This is a genomic window from Collinsella aerofaciens (assembly GCF_015670745.1).
Taxonomy (GTDB): Bacteria; Actinomycetota; Coriobacteriia; order Coriobacteriales; family Coriobacteriaceae; genus Collinsella; species Collinsella aerofaciens_T.
The window spans coordinates 32,197-52,135 of record NZ_JADPCH010000012.1 but is presented as its reverse complement, the minus strand read 5'-3'; the positions used below and the strand labels follow the sequence as shown (position 1 = coordinate 52,135).

Genomic DNA, 19,939 nt, shown 5'->3' with positions numbered 1-19,939 from the left:
CCATGGCACATCGCTCCGTCATTCCGTTTGGCCCGCAGCACCCGGTGCTGCCCGAGCCGCTTCATCTGGACCTGGTGATCGAGGACGACCGCGTTCTCGAGGCAATTCCGCAGATCGGCTTTGTGCACCGCGGACTCGAGAAGCTCACCGAAAAGCGCGACATGCACCAGTTTGGCTACATCGCCGAGCGCATCTGCGGCATCTGCGCCGTGGGCCACAGCTGCGGCTATGCCAGCGCCTGCGAGCGCATGCTCGACATCGAGGTACCCGGCCGCGTGCAGTATATCCGCACCATTTTGCACGAGCTTTCGCGCATCCACTCGCATCTGCTGTGGCTGGGCCTGCTCGCCGATGCCTTTGGTTTTGAGGCGTTGTTCTATCGGTCGTGGACCCTGCGCGAGCAGATACTCAAGATTTTTGAGAGCACTTGCGGCGGGCGCGTGATTCTGTCGATTAACGAGATCGGCGGCCTTAAGCACGATATCGAGGACTCCGAGCTGGCGGGCATTGTCCAGACGCTCGATGCCATGCGTCCCGACTACGAGGCCCTGGTGCATACGTTTTTGGACGACAACAGCTGCGGCGAGCGCCTGCATGGCGTGGGCGTGATCAGCAAGAAAGACGCGCTGGAGCTTTCGATGGTCGGTCCGTTCGGGCGCGCCTCGGGCGTGGATTACGACGTGCGCATGTTTGGCGACGGCGCCTATGCGGACCTGGCCGCGTTTGAGCCTATCGTTGCTAGCGATGGCGACTGCTATGCCCGCTGCCGGGTGCGTTGCGCCGAGGTCACGCAGGCCATGGACATCATTAAGGAGCTTGTGGGCAAGATACCGCACGACGGAATCGGCGGGCGCACCAAGCTCACGCCGGCCGACGGCGCGCGCGGCGAGGTTGTGATTGAGCAGCCGCGCGGCGAGGCGTATTACTATGTGCGCGGCAACGGCACCAAGAACCTGGACCGTTTTCGCGTGCGCACGCCGACGTCGCAGAACCTGGCGGGTCTGACGCATGCACTGCAGGGCGTGCTCCTTGCCAACGTGCCCATGATTATCCTGACCATCGACCCCTGCATTAGCTGCACGGAAAGGTAGGCGCGGCATGAGTTTGCTGACATTTGCCAAGACGGCCTTGGGCTCTATGGTTAAGCAGCCGGTAACGGTGTGCTATCCGCAGGAGAAGCTCGCGGCACCCGAGCGCCTGCGCGGGCATATCGTCAACGACATGGACGTGTGTGTCTGCTGCGGCATGTGTGCGCGTCGCTGCCCGGCGGGCGCGCTTGCGGTCAATCGCAAGGGCGGTACCTGGTCGATTGATCCGTACGCTTGCGTGGTATGCGGTGAGTGCATCGAAAGCTGCCCCAAGCACTGCCTGACTATGGACACCGCCCGTACTCCAGTCGCAGCGGACAAGACTCCCACGGTAGAAACCAAACCGGAGTAGCTCTGGAATGGGGCCGGTGGGGCAAAAATGCCCCACCGGCCCCGCGTTTAAACGCGCGGCTGTGCCGTCGCGAACAAAACTATGCCGGATTACGGGGCTGGATAGCGAACCTCCGACCATACAGAAAATCGCAAAAACAAACCCGCAGGTAGATAGTCTGCCGTTTTCAAAAAATGAGGGTATGGATGAGGGTCCCGACATTTGCCCCGTAATCCGGCATACTTTTGAAATGCCACCATACCGGTGACAGCCCTTGATCTCCCATGGACGGAGGAAAACGGATCATTTTTGCCTGATGGCTCCGAGTCGCACCCGTTTTCCTGCGAAAATGCCGTGTCTCAACTTTGGTGAGACATTTGTCTCACGCCCAAAACGGAATCTGGAACATGTGTCACCTGCCCAAATTGTGTCTCATTTCGTAACTTTAGGCTGTTGCAAGGTCTGAGACCGCGAGAAGGGAGACGCGATGAGTAAGTACACGAGGGGTCTCTTGGCGGTGATACTTGCCGTAGTGCTTGTGTTGCCGGCTGCAGCATTTGCCATGCTGCCCGAGGCCAACGCCAGGTCCAGCACCGGAATGGACGGACCGACAATGACCGGAAAGGTCGTCGACCCCGACACCAGCAACTACTGGAAGTTCTGGGCCGGCGGCTATAACGGAAAGGAAGTAACAACTCAAAACGTCGGCCGAATCTGGACCGACAAGACGGTCAAGGCAGTCGAGAGCGGGGATTCGGATTTCCTGACCACGCTGTCTGCCATCTCTTCGACATCCGATACGACGATTTCCGGCAAGCCGCTCGACATCGTGATGGTGCTGGATGCTTCTGGCTCGATGGACGACCCTATGGGCACGGGCGACAACACAAAGCGCATCGATGCGCTAAAGACGGCCGCCAATACCTTTATTGACGCCATCGCCGCGCAAAACCAAAGCATTACAGATGCGTCCAAGCAGCATCGGGTTACCATCGTAAAGTTTGCGGGCAAGAAGAAGACTGATAAGGTCGGCAACGACACTTATCGTGATGGACGGTACACCTACAACTACTCGCAGACCATGAAGAACCTGACGTCCTGCAAGGGCAAGGATGCGGATAGCCTCAAGGACACGGTTGGCAACATCAAACCTGCCGGTTCCACGCAAGCCGACTATGGTCTGGAGCTGGCCGAGAACATTACTATTAATTCTGGTCGTGCAGATGCCAAGAAGATTGTTGTGTTCTTTACCGATGGCTCACCTACGAGTTCAAGTGGATTCCAGGCAAGTGTTGCCGATAGCGCCATCGCTAGCGCCAAGAGCCTCAAAGCTAATGGTGCCGACATTTATACTATTGGCATCTTTAACGGAGCAAATCCCAGCGCCGACCCCACAGCTGAAGGCACGAGCAAAGTGAACAAGTTCATGCATGCTGTGTCGAGCAACTATCCTGGTGCCACGTCAAGCATCTCTTTCTGGGGCGAGTGGGTCATCGACTATGGCACGCGTGCGGAAAACTCCGACTACTACAAGTCGGCAACCAGCGCCTCTGAGCTCGAGAAAATCTTCGAAGAGATCTCGGGAAGCATTATCCAAACTGGTTACCCGACAGAAGTTCACAGCGGTTATGGCGAGCATAAGTCCGGCTACATCACGTTTACCGATGAGCTGGGCGACTTTATGCAGGTCGACAACTTTACGTCCGTCGTGTATGGTGGCGAGACGTTTGAAAAACCGTCAAAGAAGCCCGAGGGTAACGTCGACACCTACACATTTTCTGGTGCCGCTGCGAACCTGGTCATCACCGTTCAGCATGCCGAAGAGGGCAAGCCTCAGACCGGCGATATCGTAACGGTTAAGATTCCTGCGTCGCTGATTCCGCTGCGCCACTTTAAGATCACCGACGGCGTGCTTACGGTCGACAATACTGAGCCCATTCAGGTGAACTACACCTCGAGCGTTAAGAAAGAAGCGCTCGATAACCTGTTTACGCCCAAGAACGTAAAGGGGCTCGAGGACTACATCAAGAGCAATACGACCACCGGGGAGAACGGTTCCAAGACCGTTAACTTCTACGCGAACAAGTGGAACGCTGGCGCGCTGGGCGATACGATCGCGAACTTTGAGCCTGCCGACACCAACCGCTACTACTACTTCCAGAAGCAGACCCCTATTTACACGGACAAGGACTGCACGCAGCCTGCAAAGAATCCGCTGGCAGATACCGGCACCTATTACTACAAGGATGAGTTTGAGGAGCAGGGCGAAAACGGCGTGGCCAAGCCCGCCACCGCCGTCATCGAGTTTATCGGCCGCGACGCTGCGAAGCTTGACGGCGCCATAGTTCGCGATAAGGACGGTAACCTGTCGTTTAGTGCGGGAACCGCGCGCCTGGCATTTATTGACGAGCTTCATACCGACAAGAACCCCAACGCGACCGGCACCGCGTCCGACGTGCTCAATCCCAGGTGGAATGACACGTCGTCCAAGGCGAGCGCAACGCACATTGATTCTCACCTGGGCAATAACGGCAAGATTAGCTTTGCGTACAACATGACGCCGGCAACGGTGGATACCAAGGCGGAGTTTGGTCTGACCAAGGTGCTCGAGGGCCGCGAGTGGACGGGTACGGATGCGTTTGAGTTTGAGCTCTCCGCGACGTCCGACAACAATGCCCCGATGCCCGACCCCGCGACCGTAACTGTGACCAATGCCGATCTCGACAAGGACAAGGCAGCCATTAACTTTGACAAGATTACTTATGCCGAGCCGGGCAAGTACACCTATGAGGTCCGCGAGAAGAACGCTGGTCAAACTATCGATGGCATCGCCTACAGCAAGAACGTCGCGGAGATTACCGTGACGGTGATTCCCAACAAGAAGGGCGAGCTGAGCGCTGATGTGGAGGTGACCTCGGGCAAGGCCAAGTTCGAGAACACCTACACTGCGAATCCTGCTGAGTCCAGCGTTACCGACAAGATTGACGTGACCAAGTCCCTGACCGGGCGCGACCTTGCGGCCGGCGAGTTCAGCTTTGAGCTGCGCGAGGTTAAGGGCGAGGACTCTGAGCTTATCGAGACCGTCAAGAACGCCGCCGATGGCAACGTTACGTTCAGCCCCATCAAGTACACCGAGATAGGTCAGCACACCTATACGCTGCACGAGGTTAAGGGCAACGCCGGTGGTATTGCCTATGACAACACGGTTTACACCATCGTGACGACCATTGCCGACAACGACAAGGGCCAGCTGGTGGCTACGCACGAGCTGAAGAGTGCCGAGGGCGTCAAGAACATTAAGTTCGAGAACGCTTACAATCTGACCCCCAAGAGCTTCAGCGTCACCGATAAGATCGCCGCGACCAAGTTCCTGACTGGGCGCGACCTCAAGGCCGGCGAGTTTTCCTTCGAGCTCGTCGAGGGTAACGATGTCGTCGCCACCGGCACTAACGCCGCCGACGGCAAGATCGCGATGACTGCCATCGAGTACACCGAGGCCGGCGAGCACACCTACACGTTGCGCGAGGTCAACGGCGGAACCGCCAGCAACGGTATATCTTACGACGGCAAGACCTATACCATCGTGACCACCATCACCGATAACGGCGACGGCACCCTCAAGGCCGAGCATGTCCTGAAGGACGCCAAGGTTGCCGAGTTCAAGAACGCCTACAACCTGACGCCTACGGACTCCAGCGTCACCGACGAGATCAAGGCGAACAAGGTCCTGACCGGGCGCGACCTCAAGGAAGGCGAGTTCTCCTTCGAGCTCGTCGAGGGCGACGAGGTCGTCGCCACCGGCACCAACGGTGCCGACGGCACGATCACGATGGGCGCCGTCAAGTACGACAAACCCGGCAAGCACACCTATACGCTGCGCGAGGCCAACGGCGGAACCATCGGCAAGGGCATCACCTACGACGGCACGACCTATACCGTCGAGACGACCATCACCGACAACGGCGACGGCGCACTCAAGGCCGAGCATGTCCTGAAGGACGCCACGTCTGCGACCTTCAAGAACGCCTATAGCGTGACCCCGCTCGATGCAGAGCTCGACTTTGGCCTGAGCAAGGCTGTCGACGGCCGCGACTGGACGGATGCAGACGAGTTCAGCTTTACCATCACCGCTCCCGAGGGCGCCCCGCTGCCCGATCCCGCAACCGTAACCGTGAACAAGAAGGACGCGAAGGATGGCATCGCCGCCATCAAGTTCGGCAAGATCCACTACGCTGCCGCCGGAACCTACAAGTACGAGATCCGCGAGAACGCGGGCAACGCGGCCGGCATGACGTATGACGGGCATGTCGCGACCGCCGAAGTGACCGTGACCGAGAACGGCGAGGGCGTCCTGACCGCCAACGTCACCAAGAAGGAAAACGGCCACTTCACCAACACGTACCGCACTGAGCTCGATTACGCCGCGGCCGGCGGCCTTAAGCTCAGCAAGACCCTCTCCGGACGTCCCATGACTGAGGGCCAGTTTAGCTTTACCGTGACGCCCGCCGACGAGGCTTCGGCCAACGCACTTGGTCTGCTGCCCGGGGCCAACACTTTCAAATCCCCTGCAACGGCAGAGGCAACGGTCGGTCTGATTGGCATTCTGGCGGGCCATGAGGTCAAGTTTACGCAGGCTGACGCCGGCAAGACCTTCAAATACACCGTGGCCGAGAAGAACGACGGCAAGCCCGGTTACACCTACGACAACGCCGAGCGCACGGTGAAGATTGCTATCGCCGACGATGGTGCCGGCACGCTTACCGCTACGACGACCGTCTCCGGCGGTCCCGAGGGCACGCACGAGACAATCCACAAGAGCGGCGAGAACAAGGTTGAGAGCGCTCTGGTCCCGTTCGAAAACAGCTATAGCGCATCGACCGATAACCCGGGCGTTTCTGCACAGATTGTCGCCACCAAGACCCTGACCGGCCGTCCGCTGGCCGACGGCGAGTTCTACTTTGGCATCGCCTATGCGGGCGAGACGGAAGCCATCAGTGGCACGCCGGCGTTCAACTATAACGGCCAGGTGAGCTTTGGCACGCTGCATTACGACACCAAGATGCTCGCTGACCTGGTAAGCACCGGGCGCGCCATCCGCACCGACACGGACGGCAAGCTTGCGTGGACTATCAACTACACGGCCTTTGAGTACACGAACTTGCTGGCCGACCAGGGCATTACCGCCGCGAAGTCGAGCTTTAGCTTTAAGGTCATCGTCGTCGACAACGGCGACGGTACCCTGACGGCAAAGCCTGACTACGGTGGCGTCGAGCCCGTGTTCGAGAACGTCTACGGCGCCGATGCCGTTGACGCCGCGCTCGCTGGTACCAAGAAGCTCCAGGCTGCCGAGGGCCTGACCCCGGCAGACATCGCGGGCAAGTTCACCTTTACCGTGACCGCCGACGAGGCGGGCGCCCCGATGCCCGAGCGCGCGACCGCAACCAATGACGCGGCCGGCAACGTGGACTTTGGCAAGATCCACTTTACGCTCGAGGACCTCAACCGCGCCCTGGGCGTGACGACCGATGCTTCTGACGACGCATCGAGCGACGCCGAGGCCAACGCCGACGAGGCCGAGGTTGACGCCGACGCTGCCGAGACCGATGGGTCCAACGACGAGTCCGAGCCCGCGGCCCCCACCGCTCCGCGCTCGCACACCTTTACCTACACGGTGGCCGAGTCCGGTACCGCCCCCGGCGTGACTAACGACGCCAACACCGCGCGCAAGGTTTCCTACACCGTGACTGACGACGGTGCCGGACACCTGAGTGTCGTGCGCAACGGCGACGACGGTGCGGCTTTCACGTTCACCAACACCTACAGCGTGACGCCCACCAATTCTGTCGTGACCGATCAGGTCAAGACGGTTAAGCGTCTGATCGGCCGCGACCTTGCAGCTGGCGAGTTCACGTTTGAGCTGCTCGAGGACGGCGTGACTGTCGCTAGTGGCACCAACGACGCCAACGGCAACGTTACGCTGAGCCCGATCCGCTACGAGGCACCAGGCACGCACACGTACACGCTGCGCGAGGCTTGCCCCAACGCGCTCGGCCTGTACAAGGGCGTCACCTATGACGGCACGACCTACACCGTCGTGACCACCGTCTCCGACAACGGCGATGGCACGCTGGCCGCGACGCACAAGCTCGAGGGAACCACCGAGTCGGCTGGCTTTACCAACAAGTATCACGCCATGTCCACGCAGGTTTCCATCGGCGCCATCAAGGTGCTCGAGGGGCGCGAACTCAAGAAGGACGAGTTTAGCTTTAAGCTCGTTGGCGAGGACGCCGAGTCCACCGTCACCAACGATGCCGACGGCAAGATCAACTTCGACAAGTTCGAGTACGACGAGCCCGGTTCGTACGTCTACACCATCAGCGAGGTCAAGGGCGACGAGGCCGGTATGACCTACGACAAGTCCGTTTTTACCGTGACCGTTAACGTGGTCGATGACGGCGAGGGCAACCTCAAGGCGAACGTCGCCTTTACCAAGGGCGACAAGAGCGTCGAGGGTATCGTGTTCAACAACACGTACAAGAAGCCCGAGACGCCCGTGCCGGCGCCCGATCCCGGTCCGTCCAAGACCGTGACGAATATCGTCAAGACGGTTAAGGGCTTCCTGCCCACCACGGGTGACCAGCAGGCCGCCGCACTGCTCATGGCATTCGTCATAGCCATGGCCGGCGTCGGAGCCCTAGTCTGGGGTATCCGTAAGCGCTAGGCGCGCTGACAGCGCCCGGGGCCAAAAGGCCCCGGGCCGCTGGCGGGGAGCCAAAACATAGCCCCGCCCCACCCCCAGCCGCCACGGAGACATCTCCCTTCTCCGTGGCGGCGCTTTTGTGCGTAGGCGAGAAGGGCTTGCCGCGGAACCGGCCCATCTACTACGTTTAGCCCCTTACCCCCAACCATGCCAAAAAGCGCGAAAACAAAATCGCAGGTAGAACGCCTGCGATTTTCCATGAAACGCGGTTATGGTCGGGGGTATCGAGTCAAGCGTAGTGGATGGGCCCCATTTCGTGGCGAGCGGTTCCGCTGATCCCTTGGGGACGGAAGAAAACAGATCATTTTGGTCCCGCAAGGCTTGCGGAGGCACTCGTGCAGGGGCGCCCGAACAAAACTATGTCGGTTTACTACGATGAATTCGACATTCCCGACCATGACTGCATTTTTCTAAATATTGCAAGCGTTCTACCTGCGGTATTGCAAGCGCGCAATTTACCGTGGTCGAAGGTGGGCGATTCATCGTAGTAAACCGGCATAGTTTTGAAATGGCGTTAAATCGGTAGCAGCCATTTTGCTATGCCGGGGGGCTCGGTCTTTGGGCAACTACCCTCGAAGGTAGGCGATGGCGATCTGCGTGCGGTTGCGTAGGCCCATTTTGGCAAGGATCGAGCTGATGTGGTTGCGCACGGTGCCTTCGCCCATGTATGCCGTGGCGGCGATCTCCTTGTTGTCGAGGCCTCGGGCGATGAGCTCGGCGACTTCGAACTCGCGGTCGGTCAGGCTGGCAAAGGCCGCGGGCCGGCGAGGCGTGCCCGCCTCGACGTCCGTTCCGTCAAAGTCGATGTCCTCGATCGCCCTGCCTTCGAGCACGCGTTTACCGTCCATAACCTGCGCCAACGCCGGTGGAATGGCGGCGACATCGGTTTTAATCAGATAGCCGCGGGCGCCCAGCTTGAGCGCCGACACAATGTACTCGTCATCCGAGAATGTCGTCAGAAACACCACGCGTGCCGCAGGGTCGCGCTCAAGGATCTCGTGCGTCGCCGAAAGTCCGTCGCGCCCCGGCATCTGAATGTCGAGCAGCGCGATGTCGGGTGCGTGCTCGGCGTAGAGCGCGACCGCGTCGCCGCCGTTGGCGCCGGTGCCCACTACCTCGATCTGCGGCTGGGCGCCCAGGATAATCTTGAGCGAATCGACCACCAAGCGGTCGTCGTCGACAACGATGAGCCTCATCGATCCTCATCTCCTTGCTGTTTGGGAACGGTGGCAAACACGCGCCAGCCGCCGGCGCCGGCACGCGGGCCGGCGGTGAAGGTGCCGCCAAGCGCCTCGATGCGCTCGCGCATGGAGGCGAGCCCCATGCCCTCCGCGGCGCCGCGGCCGCTTGCTTGGACTCCGACCACGCCATCGTCGGTAACGATGAGCTGGTAAAACGACGGATGCTCCATGCATCGTACAGTGACGGTCTGGGCGCAAGCATGGCGCATGGTGTTGGAGAGCGCCTCGCGCAGGACCGCCGCAAAGCAGTTCGCGACGTTTGCGGGCGCATGTTCGGTCATAACATCAAGCTCAATCTGCGGGCCGCCGTCCGAGCGCGCGCCTTCGACAATGCGTTCGAGCTGCACGGAAAGGTCGACGGCGTTATCGTTGAGCGCGTGGACGCTGGCACGCACAAGCTGGAGCGCCTCGTCAACCGTGCGTTTGACGTCGGCAAAATCGGCGGCAACCCTGGGCTCGTCGGCATGGACTACGCGCAGGGCTTCGGCCTGCAGCGAGGCGCGCGTGAGCTGGTGGCCCACATTGTCGTGGATCTCGCGCGCGATGCGGGCGCGTTCGGCGAGCGTCGCGAGCTCGACTTCGTAGTCCTGGCGGTCGGCAAGATCGCGGTTGCGCGCTTCGAGCGCCAGAGCACGTTCCTGCAACTCGTCGCGGATACGGCGCATGCGCTGCTGCTCGCGCTCTAACTGGGCGGTACGTAGCGATAACAAGGTGGCGGCAACCGAAAGGATGGCGGTCAGCAGGAGCGTTCGGGCAGTAAGCGCGTCGGTGCGAAGGCCCGCGACGAGCGCAAAGACAAAGGCGACGCCAATGCCCAGCGCGACCCAGGCGTGCTCGCGGCGCACGCGCCGCGCGATGTCATAGAGGGCGAGAGGCGCAAACGGCACAAACGGCGGCACGAAGACAGCCGCGATGATGTAGACGAAGCTCGCGGCCTCGCTTGTGCGGCGCATGCGTTCTTCCTGTGCGACCTCGGCCAGCGAAGTGGCAATAACGCCAAGGCAAAACGCCGCGACCAGGCGAGCGTCCACAGCAAGGCCCACGGCGGCTGCGATGCAGCACACTAGCACGATCGATTTGTCGAAAAGCCTGTTCATACGGGTATTGTACGCGAAGCTGCGCGTGGTGGAGGGGCCGCCTGCGCAACCGTGACATTCCTCCCGCGCGGCAAAGCGGGGGCGTCGGCAGGCCGCACGACTAAGACCTCCGCACTCGTGACAAAGCTCACTGGTGCGCGCCGCCCGCTCCTGCGATGATGCAATCGTACCGGGCCGCAATCAACGGAAGGGCCGCCTCATGACAGATATCGTCCACGTCGAAAACCTCGTCAAGCGCTATGACGACCTTATTGCGCTCGACCACTTTAACCTGAGCATCGCCCCCGGCGAGATCTTTGGCCTGCTGGGCCCCAACGGCTCGGGCAAGACCACGTCCATCAACTGTATTCTGCAGCTGCTCGCCTACGACAAAGGCACCATCGAGCTGTTCGGCGAGCCCATGACGCCCGCCCGTTATGATCTCAAGCGCCGCATCGGCGTGGTGCCGCAGCAGGTGGCGGTGTTCGACGAACTCACCGTGCGCGAGAACATCGACTATTTCTGCAGCCTCTACGTTAACGACCGCAAGCGCCGTCGCGCGCTGGTCGAAGAGGCCATCGACTTTGTCGGGCTGGGCGACTTTACCAAGTTTCGCCCCGGCAAGCTCTCGGGCGGCCTGGCGCGTCGCCTCAACATTGCCTGCGGCATCGCGCACAAGCCCGAGCTCATCTTTTTTGACGAGCCCACGGTGGCGGTCGACCCGCAGAGCCGCAACGCCATCCTGGAGGGCATCTGCCGCCTGCGCGACGAGGGCGCCACGGTGGTGTATACCAGCCATTACATGGAGGAAGTCGAGCAAATCTGCAGCCGCATCATGATCATGGACGGCGGGCGCGTGCTGGCGCAGGGCACCAACGACGAGCTCAAGCGCATGATTCAGATGGGCGAGCGCGTGACTGTCGAGGTCGGCGCCGTCGAGGCCGCCACAGTCGAGCGCCTGCGCGCCCTCGAGCACGTGCTCAGCGTCGAGCTGTCCGGCGGCGAACTCGTCTGCACCTGCGAGGCGAGCCCGCACAACTTGGTGGACATCCTCGACACGCTGCGTGCCGCCGACGTGGCGCTCGGCCGCGTGTGGAGCGAGCCGCCGACCCTCAACGACGTGTTCCTCGAGATCACCGGCCGCGAGCTGCGCGACTAGGGGGCAGCCATGTTCAACACCATCATCACCACGGTTAAGACGCTGCTGCGTCGGCCGAGCACGTGGGTTTGGGGCGCGGTCTTTCCCGTCGCGCTTTCCACGATGTTCATGTTTATGTTTGCGAATCTGAGCTCCGACGGCACGGTCGACCCGGTGCCGGTTGCCGTCGTGGCGGACGAAGCCTGGGACGCCTCGACCTTTAAGGACGTGGCGACGTCGCTTGCCAAGGAGGGCGACGATCAACTGCTCGAGATCCACGAGTACGACGACGCAGCCGATGCGAACCGTGCGCTCAAGGCCGGCGAGGTCACGGGCATCTATGCGGTCGACGATGCGGGCGCGCCCAAACTCACGTTGCTTTCGAGCTATGACAGCTCGCGTGCGTCGACGGTGCTCACCGACCGCAGCATTCTGGAGACGGTGGCAAGCTCGTATACACAAAATGCCGAGCTCATGTCCCAGATTGCCCAAGACAACCCGGCGGCGCTCGCCGACCCGGAGGCGGTTGCGCGCGCCCTGTCGCTCAAGGGTGGAACCCGCCGCGTGAGCCTGACACGCACCACGCCCGACGGCACGGTCATCTACTATTACGCGCTCTTTGGCCTGGTCGCGATGATGTCTGCCGAGTTTGCCGCCTTGAGCGTCGTTGACCTGCAGCCCAATCTGTCGGGCCTTGGCGCGCGCCGCTGCGTGGGCGGTCTTTCCAAGACGGCGTCGCTAGCCGGTATCTTTGTGGGCTCGTGGCTGGTCTCCTTTGCCTCGATGGCGATTGCGATTGGCTACGTGCGTCTAGTCGTTGGCGTCGACTTTGGCGGGCGCGATGGGCTGTGTCTGGTGGGCGGTGCCGCTTCCGCGCTTGCCGCCACGGGCTTGGGGCTCTTTGTGGGCACGCTTCCCGTTAAGGGCGGCAAGGCGCCCAAGTCGGGCATCCTCACGGGCTTTGCCACCACGTGCGCCTTGTTCGCCGGCCTCTACGGCGAGCCGGCGATGGCACTTGCCGACGACGTCGCCCGCGCCTGCCCGGCCGAGTGCTGGCTCAACCCCGTCAAGCTCATCTGCGACATGTTCAACCGCCTGTATTTCTTTGAGGACCTGAGCCCCTTTGCCGTTCGCGCCGGCGCGCTCGTCCTGATGGCGCTGCTGTTCGTTGCCGCCGCCACGCTGATCTTTGGAAGGAGCCGCTATGAGCACCTTTAAGACCGCGCTTCGCATGGCGCTGGCGCACCCGTTCTACCTGCTCATCTATACGGTGTTCATCTCGCTCATGGGCGTATTCATCGCGGCATCGGTGAGCTGGAACTCGTCGCAGCTCACCGAGTACAAGCCCTACGACACCAACGTGATCGTGGTCGACCGCGACAATAGCGACCTTTCGCGTGCGCTTGCCAAGCATCTGGGTTCGCGTTTTGAGCTGGTCACGGGCGTCGGCGACGACACCTATGACCTTGCGGACGCGCTCTCCAAGAGCAACAGCGCCAAGGGTAGCGCCGACTGCGTGTTCTTTATTCCGGAGGGGTTTGAGGGCGACCTTGTTACAGCCGCCCGCGCGGGGGAGTCTCTGCCCAAGCTCGATGTGACCTACGGCGCCGGCACCATGGCAGCGGCGCTTTCGTCTGCCGAGGCCTCGCGCTGGATCTCGCTCGCGGGCGCTGCGGCCGCGCTTGAGCCCGCTGCCCCCAACGGCGATGTTGCCAAGGCGGCCGAGCATGCCGCCGCGAAGCGCGCCAAGGTCGAGGTCGAGCAGGTCAAGGTTGACTCGACTGCCGCCGCCACGCTCGAGTCGTACTTCAACTTTGGTGCGTACGCGATTATCTCGTCGGTCATCGTGTCGGTGGGACTGGTGTTCTCGGGCATGAACGAGCCCGAGCGCGTGCGCCGCATGGAGGCCGGCCCAATCTCCGAGCGCCGGCGTTCGCTCGCCGTGTTCGCGGCTGCCGCCGTGCTTACCGTCTGCATCTGGTTTGTGTCGAGCATGATGGGCGTCGTGGGCTTTGCCGTCGCGGTCGCCGAGGTCGGCGTGGGGCGCGTGTGCCTGGCGCTGGCAGCAACGTTTGCCCTGGCGTGCACGCCGCTTGCCGTTGGCTTTGCGCTGTCGAGCCTGGGCGCGCGCGAGGAGCTGCTCAACGGCGTGGGCAACCTGCTTGGCATGCTCATGACGTTTTTGGGCGGCGCCTGGATGCCGCTGTCGCTCATGGGATCGGCCGTGCAGACGGTGGCGCACTTTGTGCCGACGTTTTGGGTGAACGACGCGATCAGCAAGGCGCTCGCCTCGGATTTAACGTCCACCGTGCTGGGCGACATCGCCTGCGACCTGGGCGTCACGGCACTCTTCGCCGTGGCCATCGCCGCCGCAGGCCTCGCCCTCGCACGCACCAAATTCCGCGTCTAGCCACCTAGTCATTTAAGAGCGTCCCCAATGACTAGGTGTCGCGCTTGACTTTGACCCTACTTTAACGGGTACCATCCTCTTATGTCTGTAACGCCATATAGACCGAGGGGATAGATCTATGACCGCAACTGCACCCGCAGCACCCGCTAAGGTGTACTTCACCAACCTGCGCACGCATGCTCGCGAGAGCCAGCTCGACAAGCTCAAGCGCCTCATCCGTCACGCCGGAATTGAGCAGATCGACTTTGAGAACAAGTTCGTCGCCATCAAGATTCACTTTGGCGAGTTGGGCAACCTGAGCTTTTTGCGCCCCAACTACGCTCGCGCCGTCGCGGATGTCGTGAAGGAGCTGGGCGGCAAGCCCTTCCTCACCGACTGCAACACGCTCTATGTGGGTAGCCGCAAAAACGCGCTCGAGCACATCGACACCGCCTACCAGAACGGTTTTACCCCGTATGCCACGGGTTGCCAGATCATCATCGCCGACGGTCTCAAGGGCACCGACGAGGCGCTCGTCCCGGTCGAGGGCGGCGAGTACGTGCGCGAGGCCAAGATCGGTCAGGCACTCATGGATGCCGATATCGTGATTAGCCTCACCCACTTTAAGGGCCATGAGCAGGCAGGCTTTGGCGGCGCCATGAAGAATCTGGGCATGGGTGGCGGCAGCCGTGCCGGCAAGATGGAGCAGCATGCCGCCGGCAAGCCGAACGTCGCGACCGAGCACTGCGTTGGCTGCCGTGCCTGCGAAAAGATCTGTGCGCACAACGCCATCTCGTTTGACGATACCCGCGAGCGCGAGCTTGCCAACGGCAACACCCGCACGGTGCACGTGGCCGCCATCGACCACGATCGCTGCGTGGGTTGCGGACGCTGCATTGCGGCATGCAACCAGGACTGCATCAAGCCCGGCTATGACGCTGCGGCCGACGTGCTCAACTGCAAGATCGCCGAGTACACCAAGGCCGTCGTCGACGGCCGCCCGAGCTTCCACATCTCGCTTGCCATGGATATCAGCCCCAACTGCGATTGCCATCCCGAAAACGACACGCCTATCGTCAACGATATCGGCATGTTCGCGAGCTTCGACCCGGTCGCCATCGACCAGGCCTGTGCCGATGCCGTCATGGCGTCCGAGCCGCTGCCCAACACCGAGCTCACCGATAGCGCGGCTAAGATGGAGCACAACCACGAGCATCTGGAGGGCGAGCAGGCCAAGGACCCCTTCTGCATCACGCATCCCGACACCGACTGGCGCGCCTGTATCGCACACGCCGAGAAGATCGGCCTGGGCACGAGCAAGTACGAGCTCATCGAGGTCAAGTAGCGCCTAGTTATTGGACAAATGAAGCGCTTTTCTGGCGCAAGTAGAGCAAAAGCCGCCCGTGGGCACAGCGCTCACGGGCGGCTTTTCGGAAGTATGCGGCAAATTTCGAGACCGCCGAGCACACGACGTTTTTTGGCAACAAAACCCCTGATAAATTGTTGGTAAAACTGCGGTCTGGTCGGCAGTTCCAGATTTTACCGCATACTTTCGAAAATAGGGGGTCAGATAAAGCCCCAGACGTTGCTTTTTGCCTAAAAATACTCGTCGAGGAAGTTGTTGACTGTGTTCCAGTAGAGCTCGGGGTCAACTTGCGCGCTCTTGGCGTGGGTGGCGCCATGGATGGTGAGCTTTTGCTTGACTTTGCTGGCGCACGCGTCGTAGTTTTGGTCGAGCATGTCGTACGGCACAAAGGTGTCCTGGTCGCCGTGGATAAACAGCATGGGAACCGTCGCGTGTTTGAGTTGCTCCACACTGCTCGCCTTATGAAAGTCGTAGCCCGCGCGCACGTTGCACACCAAGTTTGCTACATCGAGCAAGGGAAAGCTGGGCAGGCCGAACACGTCCTTGAGCTGCAGAGAAAACTCGTCCCAAACACTCGTATAACCACAGTCCTCGATAATACATTTCACGTTTGCGGGCAGAGATTCTCCCGCCACGTTCATAGCGGTTGCTGCACCCATCGACTCGCCAAAGACCAGGATGCGCGCCTCGGGGTCAGCCTGAACGATTTGCTCGATCCATGCGACGATATCGAGGCGCTCGGGCCAGCCCATGCCGATATAGTCGCCGCCGGAGCGCTCGTGGGCGCGGGCGGCAGGCGCAAGCACGTTCATGCCGCGGTCGTGGAAGCGCTTGGCGTATCGGGCCATGCCGATGGGCTCGTTGGTATATCCATGCAGGCAGACGGCGTAATCGTGGGTGTTCTCCGAGGCGGCAAAATACCAAGCGGCAAGTTCGGTTCCGTCATCTGCGGTGAGGCTGCTGCTCTCGCGATTCTCTTTAAACCACGCCCGCGCCTCGGTTTCCTCGGCATCCGGCTGCTCGCCTTCTTTGTCGTTCTTGCTATCCTGCATCATCTTCATGGTGTAGGGCGCTTGGGGATTCAGGGCAAAGTCAAACAAAAAGTTGCCGGCAAACCCCAGCAGCGCGACAACGAGCACCAGCGCAACGACGCCGGCTATCTTGAGCTTTCGATGGGAACGTGCGTTTTGAGACATAAGAAGCTTTCCTATAAGATGTTAATACATCAACATTTAATGCAAGCGCATTATGGACGTTCGCCGTTGATGCGTCAACAGGCAAAGAATGGGTAAACAAAGGGTCACGTATGGTGCAAATTTCGCACGTACCTAGACGCTTTGATATAGTGTTGAGAACTCTTTACGTTGGAGGATGTAACCGGCATGTCCGATTCGAGCGACAGTTCTAAGCCGCGACCCAAGACCGCGGCCGTTCCACACTACACGGTGGGCGAGGAGATCATGAACTCCGTCACCCATGGTGTCGGCTGCCTGCTGGGTATCGCGGGCCTGGTGCTCCTGATCGTATTCGCCGCCCTGCGCGGCGGGGGCCCGGCCCACATGGCCGCGGCAATTGTCTATGGCGTCAGCATTATCCTCGAATACCTAGCCTCTACGCTCTACCATGCGATTCAGCCCGCGGGCGCTAAACGCGTGTTCCGCATTATCGACCACAGCTGCATCTACCTGCTCATAGCCGGCAGCTATACGCCGTTTTGCCTCATCACGCTCGCAAACGACGGCGGCGCTGTGCTGTTCTTTGCCGTGTGGGCTATTGCCATTGTCGGCATCGCCCTCGAGTGTTTTATGCGTGAGCGTCAACCGCACTGGGTAAGCGGCCTGGTCTACCTGCTGATGGGCTGGCTCGTCGTTTTTAAGCTGCCCGAGCTCGTGGCGCTGCTCAACCCCGTGGCACTTGCCCTGCTCGCCGTCGGCGGCGTGTGCTACACCGCGGGCGTGCCGTTCTATATCGCCAAAAACGTGCGCTATCTGCACAGCGTGTTTCACCTGTGGGTGCTCGCCGGCAGCATCTTCCAGTTCATGGCGGTGATCCTCTTCGTAATCTAGCGACCATGTCCGCGCGCCCGCGTCCTCGTTTGGGCGCCGGTGCAATTGCCGTATCTGTCATCAACGTTTTACCCTAACGTCCCGAATCTTGGAGGTTCGAGAAACTCCCGATGGACATAACCATCTCCCTTATCACCACCCTCGTTTTGACCCTCATCAACGGCTACTTCTCCATGTCCGAGATGGCGCTCACCACGGCTAAGCGCGCCGTGCTGGAGCACGAGGCCGAGGAGGGCGACAAGCGCGCCGAGCGCGCCATTAAGCTGGCCGCCGATTCCGACCAGCTGCTCGCCACCATCCAGGTCGCCATCACGCTCGTGGGCTTTGCCTCGTCTGCCGTCGCCTCGACGAGCCTGTCCGACCCGCTTGCCACGTGGCTCACGAGCTTTGGCATCGCGCCGCTCTCTGCCATCGCGCGCGGCCTGGCGCCGGTCATCATCACCGTTGCGGTCGCCTTCGTGTCCATCGTGATTGGCGAGCTTGTGCCCAAGCGCATCGGTCTGGCCAACGCCGAGGGCGTGTCCAAGCAGGTCGTGGGACCGCTCTCCGTGTTCCAAAAGATCGCCCGTCCGCTCGTGTGGCTGACCGGCGCTTGCTCCGATGGCCTGGCCCGCATCCTGCGCATTAAAAGCGCCGACGACCGCCAAAACGTCTCGGAGGAAGAGATTAAGTACATGGTCTCGGAGCAGGACGACCTGCTCGACGAGGAAAAGCGCATGATCCACGAGATCTTCGACCTGGGCGACACCGTTGCCCGCGAGGTCATGGTGCCGCGCGTGGACACTACCATGTGCGAGGACGACGAGACGGTCGCCGACGTGTTGTCCACCATGCGCCAGACCGGCTTTAGCCGCATCCCCGTCTATCACGAGGATCCCGACAACGTCGCCGGCATCGCGCACATCAAGGACCTGATCCAGCCTTCGCTCGACGGCAAGGGCGACCAGCCCATCGCCGACTTTTTGCGCGACGCCGCCTTTGTGCCCGACACCAAGGACATCCTGCCGTTGCTGTCCGAGATGCAGACCTCGCACGACCAGATCGTAGTGGTCGTGGACGAGTACGGTGGCACGGCCGGCATCATCACCATCGAGGACATCGTCGAGGAGATCGTGGGCGAGATCGAGGACGAGTTCGACCCCGACAACAAGTACCTCACGCGCCTTTCGCGCCGCGAGTGGCTCGTCGATGGGCGTTTTTCGTGCGATGACGCGATTGAGCTTGGTTGGCCGCTCGAGGAAAGCGATGATTATGAGACCATCGCCGGCTGGATTTTGGAGCTTTGCGACTCGGTACCCGACATCGGAGAGGTGTTTGAGGTCGCGGGGTACAAGTTTAAGGTGCAGTCGATGCGTGGCCAGCGCATCTCGCTCATTCGCGTGATCGCTCCGGCCGAAACCGATAAGAAGGATTCCGAGCCCTCGGCAGATAAGCCGACGGTGTCGGGTGCGGGCTCTGCGGACCCGCACGACGGCGACGAGTAGGGCAAGGAAGAGTAGGGGAGAGTTATGGCAGGCCTGTTCAACATCCTTAAGGTCACCGTCAGCGAGGACAAGATCTGCGCGCATGTGCTGGTGAACCCCGGCATGCCGCTCATGACCTCGGAGGACATCGAAGCCACGGCGCGCGTGTACTACCTGGTGCCCGCGATTGCCAAGCATCTGTGCCTGGGCGATTCCGGTCGCGAGTTCCAGGACTGCATGGGCCAGACCGAGCTTTGCCATCTGCTGGAGCACGTGACGGTCGAGCTCATGAACGAGACCGGGCTTGCCGGCAGCATTTCGTGCGGCCGCACTCGTGTGAGCGAGCACGATGAGCGTGTCTTTGAGGTCGAGCTTTCGTGTCCCGACGACGCGCTGGCCATCGGCGCGCTGTCTTCGGCGACCTTTATGATGGATTGGGCCTATCTGCATGCCGACCAGCCCGCTCCCGATGTGGACGGTACGGTCGCGGGCCTGCGCAACCTGGTGCTGGGCATGCGTGCCGAGGCCGAGGGCAAGGATCCGCACGAGGCCGTCGCCGCCGCGAACGCCGAGGACGAGGCCGGGGACGCGACCGAGGGCGAGGCGCCTGCCGTGGCTGCCGTCGATCCTGTCGACGAGGCGCCTGCCGAGGCGGCTTCCGAGCCCGAGTCCGCGGAGCCCCAGGGCGTCCCGAACTTTGACGACGTGCCGCAGGAGGCAATCGATACCGAGGGCGCGACCGCTGAGAGCCACGAGGCCCCCGCTGCCGTCTACGGTGGCGCGGCGACGGCTCTGGTTGCCCCCGCGCACGAGGGAACGCTGCCGCTCGTTGACGGCGCCGGCGAAGACCCGGCCGCCACGGTGGCCATGCCGGCCGTGCCGCAGGAGTAGGCTCACTCGCTTATCACCATCATGTACCTGCGCCTTTACCGTACGCAGATGAGCAAGACGGCAAGCGCAGTGCTGCGGGTATAATGGACAGCATTCAAACGGTGGGCGCCGAGGTGCCCGCAGGAGAGGA

13 protein-coding genes are annotated in these 19,939 nt (G+C 61.4%); 10 read left to right on the top strand and 3 right to left on the bottom strand.

Translation table 11 applies throughout. The features are described 5' to 3' along the window. Positions 1-2 precede the first annotated feature (2 nt). The 3 genes from I4W07_RS05785 to I4W07_RS05775 all read left to right on the top strand — a co-directional run bounded on the left by I4W07_RS05785 (position 3) and on the right by I4W07_RS05775 (position 8,140). Positions 3-1,091, top strand: coding sequence for a hydrogenase large subunit (locus tag I4W07_RS05785; RefSeq protein ID WP_196025914.1), 1,089 nt, complete (start codon positions 3-5; stop codon positions 1,089-1,091). A 7-nt stretch (positions 1,092-1,098) separates the two neighbouring features. Beyond that, positions 1,099-1,440, top strand: coding sequence for a 4Fe-4S dicluster domain-containing protein (locus tag I4W07_RS05780; RefSeq protein ID WP_196025913.1), 342 nt, complete (start codon positions 1,099-1,101; stop codon positions 1,438-1,440). Between the two features lie 466 nt (positions 1,441-1,906). After that, on the top strand, positions 1,907-8,140 hold the full coding sequence (locus tag I4W07_RS05775; protein WP_196025912.1) for a Spy0128 family protein: 6,234 nt from the start codon (positions 1,907-1,909) through the stop codon (positions 8,138-8,140). A 605-nt stretch (positions 8,141-8,745) separates the two neighbouring features. On the opposite strand, the gene I4W07_RS05770 is transcribed toward I4W07_RS05775, so the two are convergent. Then, positions 8,746-9,375: a response regulator gene (locus I4W07_RS05770; protein WP_196025911.1), complete on the bottom strand. Its 630-nt coding sequence runs from the start codon at positions 9,373-9,375 to the stop codon at positions 8,746-8,748. Beyond that, on the bottom strand, positions 9,372-10,517 hold the full coding sequence (locus I4W07_RS05765) for a sensor histidine kinase (protein ID WP_196025910.1): 1,146 nt from the start codon (positions 10,515-10,517) through the stop codon (positions 9,372-9,374). The genes I4W07_RS05770 and I4W07_RS05765 overlap by 4 nt, the downstream gene beginning before the upstream one ends. 199 nt (positions 10,518-10,716) lie before the next feature. On the opposite strand from I4W07_RS05765, the gene I4W07_RS05760 reads away from it, so the two are divergent. From I4W07_RS05760 to I4W07_RS05745, 4 genes are all read left to right on the top strand, one after another. Continuing rightward, positions 10,717-11,655: an ABC transporter ATP-binding protein gene (locus tag I4W07_RS05760; RefSeq protein ID WP_196025909.1), complete on the top strand. Its 939-nt coding sequence runs from the start codon at positions 10,717-10,719 to the stop codon at positions 11,653-11,655. A gap of 9 nt (positions 11,656-11,664) precedes the next feature. Further along, entirely contained in the window at positions 11,665-12,852 is a 1,188-nt protein-coding gene (locus tag I4W07_RS05755) for an ABC transporter permease (RefSeq protein ID WP_196025908.1), read from the top strand. Continuing rightward, entirely contained in the window at positions 12,839-14,044 is a 1,206-nt protein-coding gene (locus I4W07_RS05750; RefSeq protein ID WP_196025907.1) for an ABC transporter permease, read from the top strand. Before I4W07_RS05755 ends, I4W07_RS05750 begins: the two co-directional genes overlap by 14 nt. A gap of 118 nt (positions 14,045-14,162) precedes the next feature. Next, positions 14,163-15,368 (top strand): DUF362 domain-containing protein, encoded by a 1,206-nt coding sequence (locus I4W07_RS05745; protein WP_196025906.1) that lies wholly within the window; start codon positions 14,163-14,165, stop codon positions 15,366-15,368. A gap of 251 nt (positions 15,369-15,619) precedes the next feature. On the opposite strand, the gene I4W07_RS05740 is transcribed toward I4W07_RS05745, so the two are convergent. Then, complete coding sequence (locus I4W07_RS05740) at positions 15,620-16,585, bottom strand: alpha/beta hydrolase (RefSeq protein WP_196025905.1); 966 nt, start codon at positions 16,583-16,585, stop codon at positions 15,620-15,622. A gap of 186 nt (positions 16,586-16,771) precedes the next feature. Between I4W07_RS05740 and trhA the strand changes: the two genes are divergently transcribed. The 3 genes from trhA (at position 16,772) to I4W07_RS05725 (ending at position 19,809) form a co-directional block, all read left to right on the top strand. Continuing rightward, positions 16,772-17,455, top strand: a complete 684-nt coding sequence (gene trhA / locus I4W07_RS05735; RefSeq protein WP_196025904.1) for a PAQR family membrane homeostasis protein TrhA — start codon at positions 16,772-16,774, stop codon at positions 17,453-17,455. A 110-nt stretch (positions 17,456-17,565) separates the two neighbouring features. Continuing rightward, positions 17,566-18,939: a hemolysin family protein gene (locus tag I4W07_RS05730; RefSeq protein WP_196025903.1), complete on the top strand. Its 1,374-nt coding sequence runs from the start codon at positions 17,566-17,568 to the stop codon at positions 18,937-18,939. Between the two features lie 24 nt (positions 18,940-18,963). After that, positions 18,964-19,809: a cyanophycin synthetase family protein gene (locus I4W07_RS05725; protein WP_230317504.1), complete on the top strand. Its 846-nt coding sequence runs from the start codon at positions 18,964-18,966 to the stop codon at positions 19,807-19,809. Positions 19,810-19,939: the final 130 nt, after the last annotated feature.

Excerpts from the sequence above, each read along its gene's own strand:
- I4W07_RS05785 (WP_196025914.1), top strand. The coding sequence starts at position 3 with ATGGCACATCGCTCCGTCATTCCGTTTGGCCCGCAGCACCCGGTGCTG.
- I4W07_RS05780 (WP_196025913.1), top strand. The coding sequence starts at position 1,099 with ATGAGTTTGCTGACATTTGCCAAGACGGCCTTGGGCTCTATGGTTAAG.
- I4W07_RS05775 (WP_196025912.1), top strand. The coding sequence starts at position 1,907 with ATGAGTAAGTACACGAGGGGTCTCTTGGCGGTGATACTTGCCGTAGTG.
- I4W07_RS05770 (WP_196025911.1), bottom strand. The coding sequence starts at position 9,375 with ATGAGGCTCATCGTTGTCGACGACGACCGCTTGGTGGTCGATTCGCTC.
- I4W07_RS05765 (WP_196025910.1), bottom strand. The coding sequence starts at position 10,517 with ATGAACAGGCTTTTCGACAAATCGATCGTGCTAGTGTGCTGCATCGCA.
- I4W07_RS05760 (WP_196025909.1), top strand. The coding sequence starts at position 10,717 with ATGACAGATATCGTCCACGTCGAAAACCTCGTCAAGCGCTATGACGAC.
- I4W07_RS05755 (WP_196025908.1), top strand. The coding sequence starts at position 11,665 with ATGTTCAACACCATCATCACCACGGTTAAGACGCTGCTGCGTCGGCCG.
- I4W07_RS05750 (WP_196025907.1), top strand. The coding sequence starts at position 12,839 with ATGAGCACCTTTAAGACCGCGCTTCGCATGGCGCTGGCGCACCCGTTC.
- I4W07_RS05745 (WP_196025906.1), top strand. The coding sequence starts at position 14,163 with ATGACCGCAACTGCACCCGCAGCACCCGCTAAGGTGTACTTCACCAAC.
- I4W07_RS05740 (WP_196025905.1), bottom strand. The coding sequence starts at position 16,585 with ATGTCTCAAAACGCACGTTCCCATCGAAAGCTCAAGATAGCCGGCGTC.
- trhA (WP_196025904.1), top strand. The coding sequence starts at position 16,772 with ATGTCCGATTCGAGCGACAGTTCTAAGCCGCGACCCAAGACCGCGGCC.
- I4W07_RS05730 (WP_196025903.1), top strand. The coding sequence starts at position 17,566 with ATGGACATAACCATCTCCCTTATCACCACCCTCGTTTTGACCCTCATC.
- I4W07_RS05725 (WP_230317504.1), top strand. The coding sequence starts at position 18,964 with ATGGCAGGCCTGTTCAACATCCTTAAGGTCACCGTCAGCGAGGACAAG.